The 16984-nt window shown below is 71.7% G+C and carries 18 protein-coding genes and 1 pseudogene; 13 read left to right on the top strand and 6 right to left on the bottom strand.

Annotated elements, in window-relative coordinates; genetic code table 11:
• Positions 1-129: 129 nt before the first annotated feature.
• On the bottom strand, positions 130-687 hold the full coding sequence (locus ACIG5F_RS47340) for a DUF3000 domain-containing protein (RefSeq protein WP_396526941.1): 558 nt from the start codon (positions 685-687) through the stop codon (positions 130-132).
• A 125-nt stretch (positions 688-812) separates the two neighbouring features.
• Between ACIG5F_RS47340 and hemE the strand changes: the two genes are divergently transcribed.
• From hemE to ACIG5F_RS47315, 5 genes are all read left to right on the top strand, one after another.
• Positions 813-1886: a uroporphyrinogen decarboxylase gene (gene hemE / locus ACIG5F_RS47335; RefSeq protein ID WP_396526940.1), complete on the top strand. Its 1074-nt coding sequence runs from the start codon at positions 813-815 to the stop codon at positions 1884-1886.
• Positions 1883-3325: a protoporphyrinogen oxidase gene (gene hemG / locus ACIG5F_RS47330; protein ID WP_396526939.1), complete on the top strand. Its 1443-nt coding sequence runs from the start codon at positions 1883-1885 to the stop codon at positions 3323-3325. Before hemE ends, hemG begins: the two co-directional genes overlap by 4 nt.
• Positions 3313-4008: a hydrogen peroxide-dependent heme synthase gene (hemQ, locus tag ACIG5F_RS47325; RefSeq protein WP_396526938.1), complete on the top strand. Its 696-nt coding sequence runs from the start codon at positions 3313-3315 to the stop codon at positions 4006-4008. Before hemG ends, hemQ begins: the two co-directional genes overlap by 13 nt.
• A gap of 113 nt (positions 4009-4121) precedes the next feature.
• Positions 4122-5822, top strand: coding sequence for a hypothetical protein (locus ACIG5F_RS47320; protein WP_396526937.1), 1701 nt, complete (start codon positions 4122-4124; stop codon positions 5820-5822).
• A gap of 274 nt (positions 5823-6096) precedes the next feature.
• Positions 6097-6726, top strand: a complete 630-nt coding sequence (locus ACIG5F_RS47315) for a DUF3159 domain-containing protein (RefSeq protein WP_396526936.1) — start codon at positions 6097-6099, stop codon at positions 6724-6726.
• On the opposite strand, the gene ACIG5F_RS47310 is transcribed toward ACIG5F_RS47315, so the two are convergent.
• Complete coding sequence (locus ACIG5F_RS47310; protein ID WP_396526935.1) at positions 6713-7357, bottom strand: GntR family transcriptional regulator; 645 nt, start codon at positions 7355-7357, stop codon at positions 6713-6715. The genes ACIG5F_RS47315 and ACIG5F_RS47310 overlap by 14 nt on opposite strands.
• Before the next feature lie 87 nt (positions 7358-7444).
• Here ACIG5F_RS47310 and ACIG5F_RS47305 point away from each other — a divergent pair, with 87 nt between their 5' ends.
• The 5 genes from ACIG5F_RS47305 (at position 7445) to ACIG5F_RS47285 (ending at position 11134) form a co-directional block, all read left to right on the top strand.
• A complete protein-coding gene (locus tag ACIG5F_RS47305) occupies positions 7445-8398 on the top strand; it encodes an asparaginase (RefSeq protein WP_396526934.1) in 954 nt (317 codons plus the stop codon).
• 22 nt (positions 8399-8420) lie between these two features.
• The gene (gene msrB, locus ACIG5F_RS47300) at positions 8421-8852 is read left to right on the top strand and encodes a peptide-methionine (R)-S-oxide reductase MsrB (protein WP_396526933.1); all 432 of its coding nucleotides are present in this window, start codon (positions 8421-8423) and stop codon (positions 8850-8852) included.
• A 262-nt stretch (positions 8853-9114) separates the two neighbouring features.
• Positions 9115-9999: a TIGR04222 domain-containing membrane protein gene (locus ACIG5F_RS47295; protein WP_396526932.1), complete on the top strand. Its 885-nt coding sequence runs from the start codon at positions 9115-9117 to the stop codon at positions 9997-9999.
• Positions 9987-10802: a DUF692 domain-containing protein gene (locus ACIG5F_RS47290; protein ID WP_396526931.1), complete on the top strand. Its 816-nt coding sequence runs from the start codon at positions 9987-9989 to the stop codon at positions 10800-10802. Before ACIG5F_RS47295 ends, ACIG5F_RS47290 begins: the two co-directional genes overlap by 13 nt.
• Positions 10799-11134, top strand: coding sequence for a hypothetical protein (locus ACIG5F_RS47285; protein ID WP_396526930.1), 336 nt, complete (start codon positions 10799-10801; stop codon positions 11132-11134). The genes ACIG5F_RS47290 and ACIG5F_RS47285 overlap by 4 nt, the downstream gene beginning before the upstream one ends.
• 56 nt (positions 11135-11190) lie before the next feature.
• On the opposite strand, the gene tnpB is transcribed toward ACIG5F_RS47285, so the two are convergent.
• Together tnpB and ACIG5F_RS47275 are read right to left on the bottom strand one after the other, a co-directional pair.
• On the bottom strand, positions 11191-12543 hold the full coding sequence (tnpB, locus tag ACIG5F_RS47280) for an IS607 family element RNA-guided endonuclease TnpB (RefSeq protein WP_396526929.1): 1353 nt from the start codon (positions 12541-12543) through the stop codon (positions 11191-11193).
• Complete coding sequence (locus ACIG5F_RS47275) at positions 12540-12761, bottom strand: hypothetical protein (protein ID WP_396526928.1); 222 nt, start codon at positions 12759-12761, stop codon at positions 12540-12542. The genes tnpB and ACIG5F_RS47275 overlap by 4 nt, the downstream gene beginning before the upstream one ends.
• A gap of 30 nt (positions 12762-12791) precedes the next feature.
• On the opposite strand from ACIG5F_RS47275, the pseudogene ACIG5F_RS47270 reads away from it, so the two are divergent.
• Positions 12792-13022 (top strand): annotated as a pseudogene (locus ACIG5F_RS47270) (DUF6247 family protein); the annotation flags it as partial.
• 32 nt (positions 13023-13054) lie between these two features.
• Here ACIG5F_RS47270 and ACIG5F_RS47265 read toward each other — a convergent pair.
• On the bottom strand, positions 13055-13906 hold the full coding sequence (locus ACIG5F_RS47265; RefSeq protein ID WP_396526927.1) for a MaoC/PaaZ C-terminal domain-containing protein: 852 nt from the start codon (positions 13904-13906) through the stop codon (positions 13055-13057).
• Positions 13903-15072: an acyl-CoA dehydrogenase family protein gene (locus ACIG5F_RS47260; protein WP_396526942.1), complete on the bottom strand. Its 1170-nt coding sequence runs from the start codon at positions 15070-15072 to the stop codon at positions 13903-13905. Before ACIG5F_RS47260 ends, ACIG5F_RS47265 begins: the two co-directional genes overlap by 4 nt.
• A gap of 73 nt (positions 15073-15145) precedes the next feature.
• Between ACIG5F_RS47260 and ACIG5F_RS47255 the strand changes: the two genes are divergently transcribed.
• Positions 15146-15766, top strand: coding sequence for a TetR/AcrR family transcriptional regulator (locus tag ACIG5F_RS47255; protein WP_396526926.1), 621 nt, complete (start codon positions 15146-15148; stop codon positions 15764-15766).
• Positions 15767-15790: 24 nt separating this feature from the next.
• The gene (gene ligD / locus ACIG5F_RS47250) at positions 15791-16786 is read left to right on the top strand and encodes a non-homologous end-joining DNA ligase (RefSeq protein ID WP_396526925.1); all 996 of its coding nucleotides are present in this window, start codon (positions 15791-15793) and stop codon (positions 16784-16786) included.
• The last annotated feature ends 198 nt before the right edge of the window (positions 16787-16984 follow it).

The raw sequence follows: 16984 nt of genomic DNA, 5'->3' as shown, positions 1-16984 counted from the left end.
ACCCCCCGCGACCCCCCCCCCCCCCCGCGCCCACCACCCCCCCCGCTTGGAAGGGGGCCTTCCTCCACTCCGAGTGGAGGAAGGCCCCCTTCCAAGCGTCGGGGAAGAGATCGTGGAGGGGGCGGGGGGTCAGAGGCTGGACTGGCGTTGGCTGAAGAGGGTGACGCCCACCGGGGGCAGGCCGACGGTGCTGGACAGCAGCTCGCAGAAGGCCTCGCCGTGGGCGGTCAGCTCCGCGTCGGTGGCCGTCCACGACGCGCGCAGCTCCAGGTCGTCGGTGCGGGCCGGGCCGGAGATGTCGCCGAAGCGGGCCGACGAGTTCTGGGTGACGGTGCCGCCCAGCGCCGTCCACTTGGCCGACGAGCCCTCCAGCGCGTCGGTCAGCCAGGACCAGGCCACCGCCGGCAGCAGCGGATCGACCGCCAGCTCGGCGTCCAGCTCGGCCCGGACGAAGGCGACCACCCGCAGCACACCGCCCCAGGCCTGCTCGCCCTCCGGGTCGTGCAGCAGCACCAGCCGTCCGCTGGCGATCTCGTCGGCAGGCCCGTTGGCTTCCGCGCTGAAGGCGAACGACCACGGCGCCAATCGCTGTGGCGCACGGACTTCAGCCAGTTCGACCTCCGGTCGAGGACGCACCGACCTGAGCGCTTCCACTGCCTGCCGGAACAGCGCTGGCTCCTCCGACATCCCGGTCACATCCGGTGACCTTACGGGCAATCGCGCGCCGAAGGCCCGCACGACACGACGGATTCCGCATGCCCGAGACGACTCCGTGACAAACGAATCCGGCCGCGTGGCACGATGGAAAGGCCATGACGAACACTGCTCCGGTCCCGGTCCGCCGCGACCTCTCAGACGCTCCCCTGCTGGTCGCGGCCCGAGGCGGCGTGCCGTCGCGGACCCCCGTCTGGTTCATGCGGCAGGCCGGCCGCTCGCTGCCGGAGTACCGCAAGGTGCGCGAAGGCATCGCGATGCTCGAGTCGTGCCTGACCCCCGACCTGGCCTGCGAGATCACCATGCAGCCGGTCCGCCGGCACGGCGTGGACGCGGCCATCCTGTTCAGCGACATCGTCGTCCCGCTCTATGCCGCCGGGATCGGCGTGGAGATCGTCGGCGGCGTCGGACCGGTGGTGGCCAACCCGGTGCGCACCAAGGCCGACGTGGACGCGCTGCCCGACCTGACCGCCGAGCAGGTGGCCCCGGTCGCCGACACCATCCGCCTGCTGACCGCCGCGCTGGGCGACACGCCGCTGATCGGTTTCGCCGGCGCGCCGTTCACGCTGGCCTCGTACATGATCGAGGGCGGCCCCAGCAAGAACCACGAGCGCACCAAGGCCCTGATGCACAGCGCGCCCGACGTGTGGCACGCCCTGCTGGGCAAGCTGGCCGGTATCACCACCGAGTTCCTGCGCGTGCAGGTCGAGGCCGGCATCGACGCGATGCAGCTGTTCGACTCGTGGGCCGGCGCGCTGTCCGAGCGCGACTACCGCGAATACGTGCTGCCGCATTCCACCCGGGTGTTCGACAGCCTGCGTGACGCCGGCATCCCGCGGATCCACTTCGGCGTCGGCACCGGCGAGCTGCTGGTGGCCATGCGCGACGCCGGGGCCGACGTGGTCGGCGTGGACTGGCGGATCCCGCTGGACGAGGCCGTGCGCCGGCTGACCGCCGCCCGCCCCGACGGGCCGGCTCCGGTCGTGCAGGGCAACCTCGACCCGGCGCTGCTGTTCGCCGACTGGCCGGTGCTGGAGAAGGAGGTGCGCCGGATCCACGCCGAGGGCAAGGCCGCCGCCGGGCACATCTTCAACCTCGGCCATGGCGTGCTGCCGGACACCGATCCCGAGGTCGTCACCCGCGTGACCGAGCTGGTGCACGCGCTGTCATGACCGAGCCCCATGTCGCTGTCGTCGGGGCCGGCGTGTCCGGCCTGGCCGCCGCCTACCGGCTGCGCAAGCTGCTCGGGCCGCTGGCCACCATCACCGTCATCGAGCAGACGGACCGGGTCGGCGGCAAGCTCCGCACCGTGGAGCTGGGCGGCCGGTCCTACGACGTCGGCGCCGAGGCCTTCCTGGCCCGGCGCGGCGAGGCCACCGAGCTGATCAACGAGATCGGCCTCGGCGACGAGCTGACGCACCCGACCGAGGCCCGGGCGACCGTGCGGGCCGGCGGTCGGATCAACCCGCTGCCCGGGCACACCTTCCAGGGCGTGCCGGCCTCGGCCGACGCGGTCCGGGGCGTGCTGTCCGACAACGCCGTGGCCCGGGTGGCCCACGAGCCGGCGCTGCCGCCGATCCACCTCGACGGCGAGGACGTCTCGGTCGGCAAGCTGCTGCGTGAGCGGTTCGGCCCCGAGGTCACCAACCGGCTGGTCGACCCGCTGCTCGGCGGCGTCTACGCCGGGCACGCCGACGGCCTGAGCCTGCGCGCCACCATGGCCCCGCTGGCCGGCGCGCTGGACCGCGGGGCCGGCTCGCTGATCGCCGCCGCGGCCTCGCTCGTGCCCGCGCCGCCGCAGCAGGGGGCCAAGCGGCCGCCGGTGTTCGGCACCCTGCGCGACGGCCTCGGCTCGCTGACCGACCGGCTGGCCAAGCTCGCCGACGCCACCATCGAGTTCGGACGGCCGGTCCAGCGGCTACGCCGCCGCGAGGCCGGCTGGACCGTCGAGTTCGGCGACCACGCCCTCGACGTCGACGGCGTGGTGCTGGCCGTGCCGGCGCCGGCCGCCGCCAAGCTGCTGGCCGACGTCGCGCCGGTCGCCGCCGCCGCGTTCGGCGGCATCGAGCTGGCGTCCATGGCCGTGGTCTCGCTCGTGCTGCCGGCCGACGCGGCGGTGCCGCAGAACTCCGGCGTGCTCATCGCCGGCGACGACCAGTGGGCCGACGGCACCAGGTTCACCGCCAAGGCCTTCACGTACTCCAGCCGCAAGTGGGCGCACCTGGACGGCGCGGACACCCTGGTCATCCGAGGCTCGGTCGGCAAGGCCGGCGAGGCCGCCGCGCTCCAGGTCGACGACGAGGACCTGGTCCGGGCCGTGCGGGCCGACCTGGCCGAGCTGACCGGCGTCACCGCCGCGCCGATCGACTCCGTGGTCACCCGATGGGGCGGCGGCCTGCCGCAGTACGGGGTCGGGCACCTGGACCGGGTCAACGCCATCGAGACCGCCGTCAACGAGCTGCCGGGCCTGGCCGTGGCCGGGGCGACCCTGCACGGCGTGGGCGTGCCGGCGTGCATCGCCACCTCGCAGGCGGCGGCCGCCCGTGTCGCTGCCCACCTCCTGGGCCGCCACCGCACGGCCGGTGGGACCATGGGGTCATGGCCCGCTTGAACTACACCGAGTTGAACGACACCATCCGCTACACCATGTGGTCGGTGTTCCGCGCCGAACCCGGACGGCTCGGCGAGGACCGCGGGCCGGCGGCGGCCGAGGCCCAGGAGTACCTCGACTCCCTGGAGAGCAAGGGCGTGGTGGTCCGGGGCGTGTACGACGTGGCCGGCCTGCGCGCCGACGCCGACTACATGATCTGGTGGCACGCCGAGGAGATCGAGCAGGTGCAGGCCGCCTACACGAACTTCCGCCGCACCACCGCCGTCGGCCGGGCGTCGACGCCGGTGTGGAGCCAGGTCGCGCTGCACCGGCCGGCCGAGTTCAACAAGAGCCACATCCCGGCGTTCCTGGCCGGCGAGGAGCCCAAGGACTACCTCTGCGTGTACCCCTTCGTGCGGTCCTACGAGTGGTACCTGCTGCCCGAGGACGAGCGCCGCAAGATGCTCGCCGACCACGGCAAGGCCGCCAGGGACTACACCGACGTGCGGGCCAACACCGTGTCCGCGTTCGCCCTGGGCGACTACGAGTGGATCCTCGCCTTCGAGGCCGATGACCTGCACCGGATCGTCGACCTCATGCGCCACCTGCGGGAGACCGAGGCCCGCCGGCACGTGCGCGAGGAGATCCCGTTCTACACCGGCACCCGGGTCCCGGCGGCCGAACTGGTGGCCAATCTTCCGTGACGAGGAGGGTGGCTGGACGCCGGGCCCGGTATCCAGCCACCGGCCGATCCCTCTTCTCCTCCGACGCGCAAGATCACTAGCCTTGGTGCGAACGGCTTAGCGAGGTGTCGGTCATGACCAATCCCGGGGGGATCCCGGCTAGCCCGACCGAGTGCGACCTGGTGATGCAGGGCGGAATCACCAGCGGGGTCGCCTATCCGGCCGCGGTGCTCGAGTTGTACAAGCAGTTCCGGTTCCGCTCCATCGGCGGGGCGTCGGCCGGGGCGATGGCGGCCGCGGTGACCGCCGCCGCCGAGTACGCCCGCGACAGCGGCGGCTTCGAGCGGCTCGAGGCGTTACGCACGCAGTTGCAGCAGCCCGGCCTGATCGTCGAGCAGTTCCGGCCGAGCAGGCAGGCCGAGCCGGTGTTCCGGATCCTGCTGGCGGCGCAGGCCAAGCGCACCACCGGCGCGAAGGCCATCACCTACCTGTGGGGCCTGGTGCGGTGGCTGTTCCTGCCGTGGCTGCTGTCCATCGCCGTCGCGTTCGGCCTGGGCTGGCTGCTGGTGTCCAGCGCCGGCGGAACCCTGGGCGGCATCGGCGTCGAGGGCTGGGTCGTGTTCGTGATCGGCATGCTGATCACCGGCGCCCTGGGGCTGACCCTGGCGCTGGCCTGGTCGGTGGTCCGGCTGGTGCGCAGCCTGCCCGACAACAACTACGGCATGGTCATCGGGCACCGGCAGGGCCCGCGCGACCCCGAGGCGCTGGCCGACTGGCTGCACCGGCAGATCCAGATCATCGCCGGCAAGGACGTCGCCGACCCGCTGACCTTCACCGACCTGAAGGCCAAGGGCATCAACCTGCAGCTGATGACCACCGACGTCACCGGCGGGCGGCCGGTGCGGCTGCCCAACGAGTCGTACTCCGACGTGCACTACCTGTTCAACCTGGACGAGTGGCGCAAGCTGTTCCCGGACGAGGTGCTCGACCACCTGGCGCGGATCAGCCCCGTGGTCTATCCCGGGGCCGGCGAGCTGCGCACGCTGCCCACCGACGACCTGCCGGTGCTGGTGGCCACCCGGATCAGCCTGACCTTCCCGGTGCTGCTGTCCGCCGTTCCACTGTGGACGGTCGACGGCGAGACCGTGGCCCGGCACTGGTTCGCCGACGGCGGCATCTCCAGCAACTTCCCGATCCAGTTCTTCGACGCGTGGCTGCCCACGCGGCCCACGTTCGGGCTGTACTTCGGGCCCAAGGTCCCGTCCTCGGTCGGCGACCAGCCGCCCGTCGACCCCACCCGCGAGGAGGACCGGCCCGGGCTGCTGGGCTATCTCGGGGCCATCCTGTCGGCCGGGCTGAACTGGCACGACACCATGCAGGCCCGGCTGCCCGGATTCCGCGACCGGATCCAGCAGATCAAGCTGACCGACGGCGAGGGCGGCTTCAACCTGACCATGCCGCCCGAGACCATCAGCCGTATCGACGCCAAGGGCGCCGCCGCCGGCAAGGCCTTGCGGGGCTTCGACTTCCACCAGCACTGGGTCGAGCGCTACGCCCTGGCCATGCGCATGCTCCAGCGCAACCTCGTCGCCCCTGAGGACGGCCACATCAGCATGCGGGAGGCCTTCCCGCCCGAGTACCGCGAATGGCTGGCCGCCGGCGCCCCCGGCACCGCCGTCGCCGACGGCCACGGCGCCACCTGGTCCGCCGAGGCCGCCGAAGCCACCGCCAAGCTCCTGGCCGGGGCCGAGGGCTGGCTGGTGTGCGGCGAAACCTTCGTCGACGGCATCGACCCCAAGCCCTCCGTCGCCATGCGGATCACCCCCGACATCTGAGGTCCGACCGGGATTGGTCCGATGTGGACAGTGCCGTCGCCGTTCGGGCGGCGGCACTTTTCGCAGTGAACGGCACCTGCGGGTCAACGATGTCTGGCTGGATTTCTTGGGTCGCAAGGAATTCTCTGGCACCGAGCCCAAGGTCGGACGGCCGGAGGCGATCCGGCCGCCTGGTGGTAGCCGTCCGGAAACTGTCAGGGTTCTGTCCGGGGGAGGTCAGCGGGGCCCGGTTGGCTGGACCACGCACCAGCCGGACGGACCCGATGGGAGTGGCATGGCCGCCGAGGTCGACGACACCGCTGTGGTCCGCGCCGCCGCCCGAGAACGGTTGCGGAGCCTGGTGATCGACGTGCTGCCGGCGTTCGGGTACACGGTGGGTTTTGCGCTCACGCATCGGATCGGCGTCGCGCTGCCGGTGGCCCTGACGATCGGGATCGGGGTCGGGGCCTACCGGCTGGCGCGGCGGGAATCCGTGTGGCGGGCCCTGGCGGTCATCGGCGTTCTCGGGGTGGCGGGCGCGCTGGCCGCCGGCACTGATCGGGCCGTGAACTTCTACCTGCCCGGCCTGACGGTGGAAAGCCTGGTGGCGGTGGCGACGCCGGTGCTGCTGATGCTGGGCTGGCCGCTGCTGGGTGTGGCGGTCGCCATGGTCACCGGCGAGGGAAACAGCTGGCGTCGTTGCGGCGTGCGCCGCCGGGCCTTCGCCATGGGCACCCTGGCCTGGTACGGGTTGGGCCTGGTGCTGCTGACCGTTCGGCTGTCGCTGTTCCTGTCCGGCCAGGCCGTCGCCCTGGGTGCGGTGGACGTGCTCGGACCGTTCGTGCAGGCGCTCGGCCTGGTGCTCGGGTGGCGCGTCTACCGTCGTGTGGTCGGCGTGCACCGTTGTGGCGCTACCGCCCGGTGAGCAGCTGATCGCGGACGCGGTCGAGGTGGGTGGACATCACCTGTGCTGCCCGGTCCGCGTCCTGGGCCTCCAGGGCGTCGATGAGGGTGTCGTGGTCGTCCATGGAGGCCCGCTCGTGGGAGAAGGCCACCTCCTTGGCCGCGCGCAGCAGGATGACCCGCTGCTGGGCCAGGCGCACCTGCTCGGCCACCAGCGGGCTGCGGGCGGCGTCCAGCAGCGCCTTGTGGAACGCCAGGTCCAGCCGGTACGGGAACTCGCCGGTGGTGAATGCGGCCCGGGAGGCCGCGCTGACCTGCCGCATCCGTGTGAGGTCGTCGTCGGTGCGGCGCTCGGCCGCCAGCCGGGCGGCGGCGCACTCCAGCGCGGAGCGCAGCTCGAACAGGGCGTGCACGTCCATGTCGTCGACCACCGGCACGTGCGCGCCGCGGTTGGGGGTCAGGACCAGTAGGCCCTCGCTGGCCAAATGCCGGATCGCTTCCCGCAGCGGGCCCCGGCTGATGCCGAGCCGCTGGGCCAGGCCGACCTCGTTGACCCGCTCCCCGGCGGCGATCTCACCGGTCAGCACCAGCTCCCGCAGCGCCGTCACGGTCTGGCCGGCCAAGCTGGTGTGCACGGGCAGGTCGACGCTCATGTGATGAACATCCGCCTTTACAACAGCACCGAGCAAGTTGTTAACTGTCGACAGTTGGCAGTGACTGTCGAGTTGAGGAGGCCGGTTGTGCACGAGCTCGTCGCTGAGGTGTGGCGGGGCGACTTCCTCGAGTCGGTGCACCACGGCTCGGTGGTCGCGGTGGACGGCGACGGCAAGCAGGTGTTCGCCGTCGGCCAGCCCGACGACCTGACCTTCCCCCGCTCGTCCAACAAGCCGTTCCAGGCGCTGGCGATGGTGCGCAGCGGCCTCGACCTCGACGGCGAGCTGCTGGCCCTGGCCTGCGCGAGCCACTCCGGCGAGCCGTTCCACATCGAGGGCGTGCGCCGCATCCTGGCCGGCGCCGGCCTCACCGAGCACGACCTGCAGTGCACGGCCGACCTGCCGCTGGGCGAGCAGGCCAAGGCCGACGTCCTCGCCGCCGGCGGCGGCAAGGCCCCGATCTACATGAACTGCTCCGGCAAGCACGCGGCGATGCTCGCGACCTGCGTCGCCAACGGCTGGCCGACCGAGAACTACCTGGATGCCGACCACCCCCTCCAGTTGGCCGCCCGCGCCGCCCTGGAGGACCTGGCCGGCGAACCCGTCGGCGCCATCGGCGTCGACGGCTGCGGGGCCCCGCTGTTCGCGATCACGCTGACCGGCCTGGCCCGCGCGTTCGGCCGGCTCGCCGCCGCCCCCGCCGGCTCTCCCGAGCATCGCGTCGCCCGCGCGATGAGCCGGCACCCCGAGTGGGTCGGCGGCACCGGCCGTGACGTCACCGAGCTGATGCGCGGCCTGCCCGGCGCGGTCGCCAAGGACGGCGCCGAGGGCGTGTACGGCATCGGCCTGCCGGACGGTTCGGCAGTGGCGGTCAAGATCGCCGACGGCTCCAGCCGGGCCCGGCCGGTGGTGCTGGTGGCCGCGCTGCGCCGGCTGGGTGTCGACGTGGACGCGATCGCGTCGGTGGCCGACGTTGCGGTGCTGGGGCACGGGGTCCGCGTCGGTGAGCTCCGTCCTGCCTTCGTAATGGTTTCGGCCTGACCGGATCCATAAACTGGTGAACATGGAACCAGTCGTCGCAACCACCCCCAAGGTCGTCAAGTCCGAGCAGGAGTGGCGGGCCGAGCTGACCCCGCAGGAGTACGCCGTGCTGCGTGAGGCCGGCACCGAGCGGCCGTGGGTGGGCGAGTACACCGACACCAAGACCACCGGAGTCTACGAGTGCCGCGCCTGCGGGACCGAGCTGTTCCGCAGCGACACCAAGTTCGACTCGCACTGCGGCTGGCCGTCGTTCTTCTCGCCGCTGGCCGGCGACCGCGTGATCCTGCGCGAGGACCGGACCCTGGGCATGGTGCGCGTCGAGGTCCTGTGCGCCACCTGCCACAGCCACCTCGGGCACGTGTTCGAGGGCGAGGGCTACCCCACGCCGACGGACCAGAGGTATTGCATCAACAGCATTTCTCTCCGCCTCGTCCCCCAGACGGACGAAGCCTGAGCGGTCGACCCTAAGCCTTCCTCAAGAGGCCTTGCCCGCACATTTCGACGCGCCCACGATATGCGCACCCGATGCCGTGAAAAGGCGGAGGGGCGACGACGTCAACGCCGCCGACACCTGGGGAGGGGTCGGCGGGACCGGGGGTGTCGCCGGGCTCCGCGGCTGGCTGGGGGTCGGCCGCGGGGCCCGGTGACCTCGGTGCGCGGCGCATTTCCGGTGCGCCCGATCCAGATCGGGTTAGCGGACCCTACGGGGGTGGGGGATGGGCGATCAACCTTGGGGACTGTCCGGTGAACAGTTCCTGGAATGGTATTTCATCGGCCTCGGCTGCGCGCTCGCACTGGCCGTGGTGATCAAAATTCTGCCGAAATTGTCGGGCGCCGGGAATCTCGCGCTCCGGCCGACGGCGGTCGAGACCGGCTTTCTCGCCGGCGGCCCGGAGCGGGCGGTCGAGACCGCCGTGGCCGAACTGCTGGCCGCCGGCGCGCTGCGGGCCGACAGCGGCGGCCTGCTGCGGGCCACCGGGGCCGACGCCCGGCCCAGCGCCGTCGGCGCCCAGGTGCTCATGCGCGTGACCTCCAGCCACACGCTGCGGGCCATCACCGAGTACCTGCGGACCCGGCCCGCGCTGTGGAACATCGGCCACGAGCTCGCCGAGCTCGGGCTGCTCGTGCCGCCGCACATCGCCACGCGGTACCGACGCGCCTCGACCCTGCCGCTGCTGCTCGTGCTGCTGGTCGGGATCGTCCGCTGGGGCAACGGCTTCTACCTGGGCCGGGCCATCGGGCTGCTGACCGCGGCGCTGCTGGGCACGATCGTGCTCGGCGTGATCCTGCTGAACTTCCGGCGCGGCCGGCACCTGCGCACCTTCGCCGGCGATCGGGCCCTGCGGGAATTCCGGCGGGCACCCGTGACCGACGCCGCCACTGCCGTCGCCCTCGACGGCGTGGGCGAGTACCCCGACGCGCGGATCGCCTTGGCGCTCCAGAAATCCACGACGCCACCACGGCGCCGTCAGCTGACCGGCTCCGACACGGGAGCGGCCGCCGGTGGCTTCTTCTTCGGGGGTGGAGGCGGCGGCTGCGGAGGCGGGGGCGGCGGCTGCGGAGGTGGCGGTGGCGGGGGAGGTGGCGGATGCGGCGGGTGACCTCATCCCCGCGGCTCGGGGTCGGCATCGGGTGGCGGCCGGAGATCGATCTGACCGTCGAGCGGCTGCCTGATGTCGACTTCGTCGAGGTCGTCGCCGAGAACGTCGACCCCGGCGACGTGCCGGAGTCGTTGCGGCTGCTGGGAAAGCGCGGCGTGCCGGTGCTGCCGCACGCCGTGTCCCTCTCGCTCGGCGGGGCCGAGCCGCTGGACATGGCCCGGGTCGAGCACCTCGCGGCCGTGGCCCGGGCCGTGGACGCGCCGCTGGTCAGCGACCACGTCTGCTTCGTGCGGGCCGGCGGGCTGGACGCCGGGCACCTGATGCCGTTGCCGCGGACGAAGGAAGCCCTGGACGTGCTCGTGGCCAACGTGCGGCAGGCGCAGCGGGAACTGCCCGTGCCGCTGGCGTTGGAGAACGTGGCGGCGCTGATCGACTGGCCCGGCGCCGAGCTGACCGAGGGGCAGTTCCTGGCCGAGCTGGTCGAGCGGACCGACTGCCGGCTGCTCGTGGACGTCGCGAACCTGTATGCCAACGCGCGCAACATCGGCACCGATCCCGCCGAGTTCCTGGCCACGCTTCCCTTGGAGCGCTTGGCTTACGTGCATGTCGCCGGCGGCGTCGAGCGCGACGGCCTCTACCACGACACCCATGCCCACGCGATGCCCGACGCCGTGCTCGACCTGCTCGGCGATCTCTGCGCCCGCGTCGACCCGCCCGGCGTGCTGCTGGAACGGGACGACGACTATCCCGCCGACGAGGAGCTCGCCGCCGAGCTCGCGGCCATCCGCGCCGTGCTGGCGTGAGTCGCGAACTGCTCGCCGCCCAGCAGGCCGAGCTGCTCCGGGCCTTGCTGGCCGGCGCGCCCACGCCGGCCGGCTTCGACGACGCTCGGATCCGGGCGCAGGCCCGGGCCCTGCTGTCCAAGCGTGGCCGCGTCACCTGGCGCCTGCGGCCCGACCTCGCCGACTCGCTCGGCGACCGCTTCGGCCCCCTGTTCGCCGAGTACGCCGCCGGCCATCCCAAGGCCGTCGGCGTGCGGGCGCGGCAGGATGCCGAGCAGTTCGCGCTTTGGTTGGTGGCACAGGGACATCTGGCGCCGCCGCGCCGCGCCTGGTGGCGGCTGCTGCTCTCGTAGCACGCCAACCGTTACCTGAAGTGTGAGTGAACCTGGGTCCACCGTGTTCAGGCAGCCTACGCGTTGCCGCGTCGGCGTTGACCCGCACCAACCGGTGCGGGTCTTCCCGTGGCAGTACCCGTTGCCCGCGTAGCGCGGGTCTTACCTGGGTTTCCATCGGGCTCGTTTACCGTCGCCCCGCAACTCGGGGAGGACGCCTCGCGGCGCGCCAGCGCTGCGAGGTTGCGCGCGGCGTTGAGGTCCCGGTCCAGGACCAGACCACATGCCTGGCAGCGGTACACGCGGTCGGACAGGCGCAGCTTGGCTTTCACCACGCCACAGGCCGAACACGTCTTGGAACTGGGATACCAGCGGTCAGCGACGTGCACACGCACACCCGCCCACCGGGCCTTGTACTCGATCTGACGGCGCAGCTCGGCCATGCCGATACCCGCGATATGCCGGGCCAACCGCCGGTTGCGGACCATGCCGGCCACGTTCAGATCCTCGATCACCACGTGGCCGTGGGCACGCACCAGCCCCGTGGTCAGCTTGTGCAGCCCATCCCGACGAGCGTTCGCGACCGCAGCGTGCAGCCGCGCGACACGGGCCTGGGTCTTGCGCCACCGCTGTGACGGCGGCCGCCGGGTTCGCGTGTCCGGGCCCTGCCGACGACTCGCTTGCCGCTGCAACCGCCGCAACTCCCGCTGGGCTGCCTCCAGGTGTCGCGGGTTTGGGATGGTCTGGCCGGTCGAGAGCACCGCCAGCGACGTGATCCCGAGATCGATGCCCACCACCGTGTCGGGCCGCCTCGGTGCGGGGTCGACCCGGCTGATCTCCACCGAGAACGACACGAACCAGCGCCCCGCCCGGTGCGAGACGGTCGCCGAGCGGACACGGGCCGTGCCGCGCTCGACATGGCGGGCGAGTTTTCGGGTGGACTCGTGCGTGCGGATCAGGCCGAAGCGGGGCAGCCGCACATGCCGGCGGTCGCTAGCCAGGCCGAACGCGCCGGTCGTGAACCGGCACGACAACCCGGACCGCTTCCCCTTGAACCGAGGGAACCCGAGCCTGCGGCCGTGCCGGTGGCCGCGCTGGGAGTCCGCCCAGTTGCTCAAGGCGGTGGCGAGGTTGGCCAGACCCGACGCATAGGACTCCTTCGAGTTCACACCCCACCACGGGGCGATCTCGTGCTTGGCCTGGTTCCAGTGCTTGCGCAGGCTGTAGGCCGACCACGACACCGACCGGGTGAGCTGATCGTCGGCCAGGCCGTAGGAGCGTTCAGCGTCGCGCTGTCCGAGGTTCGCCTTGACCCGTGCCAGGCCCCAGTTGTAGGCGTAGCGCTGCCCGCCGCAGTGCGACCGCAACGCCTCCTCCTGCGGTGGGGTGGGGTCCAACGCGAACCGGTATGCCTGAAGGACGGTGGTCACTCGGCGGCCTCGCCGTGCTCGTGTGTGGTCGCGGTGACTGCGCGCATCGCCCGGTCACGGGCCCCGCTCTGGCCGCGCAGACGGGCCTCGGGCGGGTCGACCGCGATCGTTCCCGACGACAACCGGCGAGCGGGCGCAGGCATCCGGTCCTCCCGCAACCACCGGTACGCCGTCTGGGGACGCACCCCGAACGACCGTGCCCACTCGGCCAGCTTCACGCGCTCATTCAAACACACGTTCGATGACACATGCTCACATACCCTCGAACAGTTCGGACCCCCATTCGACGCCGCGTACGCGCAGGCACTGGCCGATGCCAAGAAGACCTGGACCTGATGGCCCTGTTCACGATCCTTGAGCAGTGGCGACGCGGTGCTGTCCTCCAGAGCGATCGGGTCGCCTATCGGCACGCGGTGCGCCACGCCGCCGAATTGCTGACCGGCGAGCCTGTCCCCGAGAGCAAGCCCCTGTCGGTGACCCAAGTGAAGGAAGTCCTTGAGGCTCGCCCGTTCTACGTCAAGGTGGCCGGTTGCTCGGGAGGGTGGAGCGACAGCCGGCCGTTGTCGATCACGACGGTGCCGGCGGCGGTGCTGGTGCGGAAGGTGACGCCGTCCCGGTCCCGCCATGCGTCGATCACCAGCACATCGCCGGGAGTCACCGGGGCGGTGAAGCGGCCGGCCATGCCGAGCACCCGATGGGCGTCGCCGTCGGCGAAGGCGCCGACGAGCAGCCGGCAGGCGATGCCGTACGTGCACAGCCCGTGCAGGATGGGCCGCGGGAATCCGCCCTGGGCGGCGAAAACGGGGTCGCTGTGCAGGGGATTGCGGTCGCCGGAAAGACGGTAGATCAGCGCCTGGTTGGCGGCGGTGGTGAATTCCAGCCGGGAATTGGGGGAGCGGGCAGGCAGCGGCTCACGGGAGGAGGAGCCGCGCGGGCCGCCGAAACCGCCTTCGCCGCGCAGGAAAGCCGAGGACACGGCGGAGAAGGCGGGCTCGCCGGAGGGCAGCACGGCGTCGACTCGGCTGACGACCAGGGCCCCGGAGCCCTTGTCGAAGATGTCGGTGACGCGACGGCGAACCTCGACCGTGCCGGCCACGGGCAGTGGCCGGTGCAGGGTGAGGGACTGCTCGGCGTGCAGGATCAGCGACTTGTCGACATCGCCGAAGACCTGCTCGGGTTCGGTGAAGTGGGTCAGGGCCAACGCCATCGTCGGCAGCGCCTGCTGGGCCACACCTGAGGAGTTCTCGGTTGTGAAGGCCGGCTCGGTGGCGCCGACGCCGACGGCGTAGCGTAGGGCGTCGTCGGAGGTCCACGACTTGCGCCAAGGACCCTCGACGACGCCCAGAATGCCGAGGTCGATCACCCGAGGTAGCCGCCGACCTTGGCGTGCCCCTTGAGCAGGTTGCGGGCGATGGTCCGCCGCTGGATCTCGTCGGTGCCCTCGTAGATGCGCAGCAGCCGCAGCTCCCGGTACCAGCGCTCGACCGGCAGCTCCCGCGTGTAGCCCATGCCGCCGTGGATCTGCAGCACCCGGTCCACGATCTCGTTGGCCTTGACGCCGCCGTACAGCTTGGCCATGGACTGCGCCTGCCGCGAGTCCACGCCCTGGTCGACCTGCCACGCGGCGTGCAGCACCAGCCAGCGCAGCGCCTCGATCTCCACGGCGGAGTCGGCCAGCATCCACTGGATAGCCTGTCGCTCGGCGATCGGCTCCCCGAAGGTGACGCGGGTCTTGGCCTGCTCGATGGCCATCTCCACCAGCCGCTCGGTCGCGCCGATGGCCCGCGCCGGCAGCAGGTAGCGGCCCTGCCCGATCCACTGCATGGCCAGCCGGAAGCCCTGCCCGACCTCGCCGAGGATGTTCTCCTCGGGCACCCGCACGTCCTCGAAGATCAGCGCGGCCGGGCCCCACTCGCCCATGGTGTCGATGTACTCGGACTTCCAGCCCATGTCCCGGTCGGCCAGGAAGCAGGTGACGCCGCCGTTGGCGCCTTTCTCCTTGTCGGTGACGGCGAAGACCATCACGAAGTCGGCCTCGTTGCCGCCGGTGATGAACGTCTTCTCGCCGTTGATCACCCACTCGGCCCCGTCCTTGCGGGCCGAGGTGCGGATGTTGCGGGCGTCCGAGCCGGCGCCGGGCTCGGTGATCGCGAAGCACGACTTGCGGTCGCCGGCGATGGTCGGCAGCAGGTAGCGCTCCCGCTGCTCGGCGTTGGCGTGGAAGAGGATGTTGTCGGCCTTGCCGCCCAACGAGAACGGCACGAAGGAGCGGCCCAGCTCGGCCTCGATGAGGGCGGCGGTCACCGCGTCCAGCCCCATGCCGCCGTACTCCTCGGGCGTCAGCACGCCCCAGAAGCCGGCCTCCTTGGCCTTGAGCTGGAGGTCGTGGGACTCCTCGGCGGTCAGGCCGGGCTGCCCGAGGCGTTCCCGCCGCAGCACCTCCGGCTCCAGCGGCATGACCTCCTTGCGCACGAAGGTGCGCACCCAGTCCCTGATCTCCCGCTGCTCGTCGCTGAGTGAGAAGTCCACAACCGTCCCCTGTCGCATTCCCTCTGGCTAAACCTTACGGTGTTAGTTTTAAATGTACGCCCAGGAGGTGCCGATGCCAAGACCGCACACCCCGATCCTCAGCCCGGCGCGCATCCGCGCCGCGGCGCTGGCGCTGGTCGACCGGGACGGCCTGGACGCGCTGTCCATGCGCAAGCTGGCGGCCGAGCTCGGCGTGCAGGCCGCGTCCCTCTACAGCCATGTCGCCACCAAGGAGGACCTGCTCACCGCGGTGGCCAGCGAGATCATCGGCCGCGTGGACGTCGGGGGCTTCGCCGCCGGCTGGCGCGAGGGCCTGGTCCGCTGGGCCCGGTCCTACCGCGCCGTGCTGGCCGAGCACCCGAACATGGTGCCGTTCGTCTCCCGCGGCCCCGATCGCCGCGACGCCTCCCTGCGCATGGCCGACGCCGTCCACGGCGGCCTGATCGGCGCCGGCTGGCCGCCGCGCGAGGCGACGATGATCGGCGCGGCGGTGAAGTACGTCGTCATCGGCGCGGCCACCAGCTCCTTCGCCGCCGGCTTCTCCGACGACGCCCAGCTCTACGTGGAGCGGTATCCGCACCTCAACCAGGCCCACCTGCTGCGCCAGCACGCCGAGGAGGTGGACAACGACAGCTTCGAGCTGGCCCTCCAGGCGCTGCTGACGACGCTGGACGCGAAACACGCGGCGCTGTGACCTGGGCCGGCATAGGGTGCTGCCGTGGCCGAGGCGATCGAGTTGCAGGTGGGCGAGCGCACCGTGCGGGTGTCCAGCCCGAGCAAGGTGTACTTCCCGGACCGCGGCATCACCAAGCGGCAGGTGGTGGAGTACTACGTGGCGGTGGCGGAGCCGCTGCTGCGGGCGGTGGGCGAGCGTCCGACCACGTTGAAGCGATACGTGGACGGCGTGACCGGGGAAGCCTTCTACGCCAAGCGAATCCCCAAGGGCGCGCCGGAGTGGGTGCAGACGGCGCGGATCACCTTCCCCTCGGGCCGCACGGCCGACGAGGTGTGCCCGACGGAGCCGGCGGTGCTGGCCTGGGCGGCGAACCTGGGCACCTTCGACTTCCACCCGTGGCCGGTGCGCCGCCCGGACGTGGACCACCCGGACGAGCTGCGCATCGACCTCGACCCGCAGCCGGGCACCGACTTCGGCGACGCGGTGCGGGTGGCGCTGGTCCTCAAGGACGTGCTGGACGAGCTGGGCATCAGGGCCTTCCCGAAGACCTCGGGCGGGCGGGGCATCCACGTGCTGGCCCGGATCCGCCCGGAGTGGGACTTCATCGACGTCCGGCACGCGGTGATCGCGCTCGGCCGCGAGGTGGAGCGGCGGATCCCCGACCGGGCGACCACGGCGTGGTGGAAGGAGGAGCGCGGCGAGCGGGTGTTCCTGGACTACAACCAGGCGGCCCGGGACCGCACGATCGCCTCGGCCTGGTCGGTGCGGGGCACTCCGCGCGCGACCGTGTCCATGCCTCTGACCTGGGAAAAGCTGCCCTCGGTTGACCCGAACGACTTCGACGTGCTGACCGCGCCGGGCTGGCTGGCCGAGCACGGGGACGCCCTGGCCGGCATCGACGACGAGGCCTTCGGCCTGGAGACGCTGCTGGACTGGTACGCCGGCGACGAGCGCGGCGAGATGCCCTATCCGCCCGACTATCCCAAAATGGCCGGCGAGCCGAAGCGGGTGCAGCCGAGCAAGGCCCGGCCCGACTGAATCACCGCCTTGCAATTCCTTTGTGGACAATAAGTGCAGACGTTGGCGTATCATGTCCGTCTCGCCCCTTGACAGTCGGGAACATCGTCGTTCCAGCCGATGACCTGCGGGGAAAATGTGTTGAGACGTCAGTGTGATCGCCCTCTCCAACGCGGTGCCCGCCGTTTACCATGGAGTCAGCGTTAACCCCGACGAGCC

The organism is Kutzneria sp. NPDC052558, assembly GCF_044547355.1.
GTDB lineage: Bacteria > Actinomycetota > Actinomycetes > Mycobacteriales > Pseudonocardiaceae > Kutzneria.
This window is presented reverse-complemented; position numbering and strand designations above follow the sequence as displayed.

What these genes read in the sequence shown, in the direction of transcription:
- ACIG5F_RS47340 (WP_396526941.1), bottom strand. Translation starts at nt 687, where the DNA reads ATGTCGGAGGAGCCAGCGCTGTTCCGGCAGGCAGTGGAAGCGCTCAGG.
- hemG (WP_396526939.1), top strand. Translation starts at nt 1,883, where the DNA reads ATGACCGAGCCCCATGTCGCTGTCGTCGGGGCCGGCGTGTCCGGCCTG.
- ACIG5F_RS47290 (WP_396526931.1), top strand. Translation starts at nt 9,987, where the DNA reads ATGCGGCGGGTGACCTCATCCCCGCGGCTCGGGGTCGGCATCGGGTGG.
- ACIG5F_RS47315 (WP_396526936.1), top strand. Translation starts at nt 6,097, where the DNA reads ATGGCCGCCGAGGTCGACGACACCGCTGTGGTCCGCGCCGCCGCCCGA.
- msrB (WP_396526933.1), top strand. Translation starts at nt 8,421, where the DNA reads ATGGAACCAGTCGTCGCAACCACCCCCAAGGTCGTCAAGTCCGAGCAG.
- hemE (WP_396526940.1), top strand. Translation starts at nt 813, where the DNA reads ATGACGAACACTGCTCCGGTCCCGGTCCGCCGCGACCTCTCAGACGCT.
- ACIG5F_RS47255 (WP_396526926.1), top strand. Translation starts at nt 15,146, where the DNA reads ATGCCAAGACCGCACACCCCGATCCTCAGCCCGGCGCGCATCCGCGCC.
- hemQ (WP_396526938.1), top strand. Translation starts at nt 3,313, where the DNA reads ATGGCCCGCTTGAACTACACCGAGTTGAACGACACCATCCGCTACACC.
- ACIG5F_RS47295 (WP_396526932.1), top strand. Translation starts at nt 9,115, where the DNA reads ATGGGCGATCAACCTTGGGGACTGTCCGGTGAACAGTTCCTGGAATGG.
- ACIG5F_RS47310 (WP_396526935.1), bottom strand. Translation starts at nt 7,357, where the DNA reads ATGAGCGTCGACCTGCCCGTGCACACCAGCTTGGCCGGCCAGACCGTG.
- ACIG5F_RS47320 (WP_396526937.1), top strand. Translation starts at nt 4,122, where the DNA reads ATGACCAATCCCGGGGGGATCCCGGCTAGCCCGACCGAGTGCGACCTG.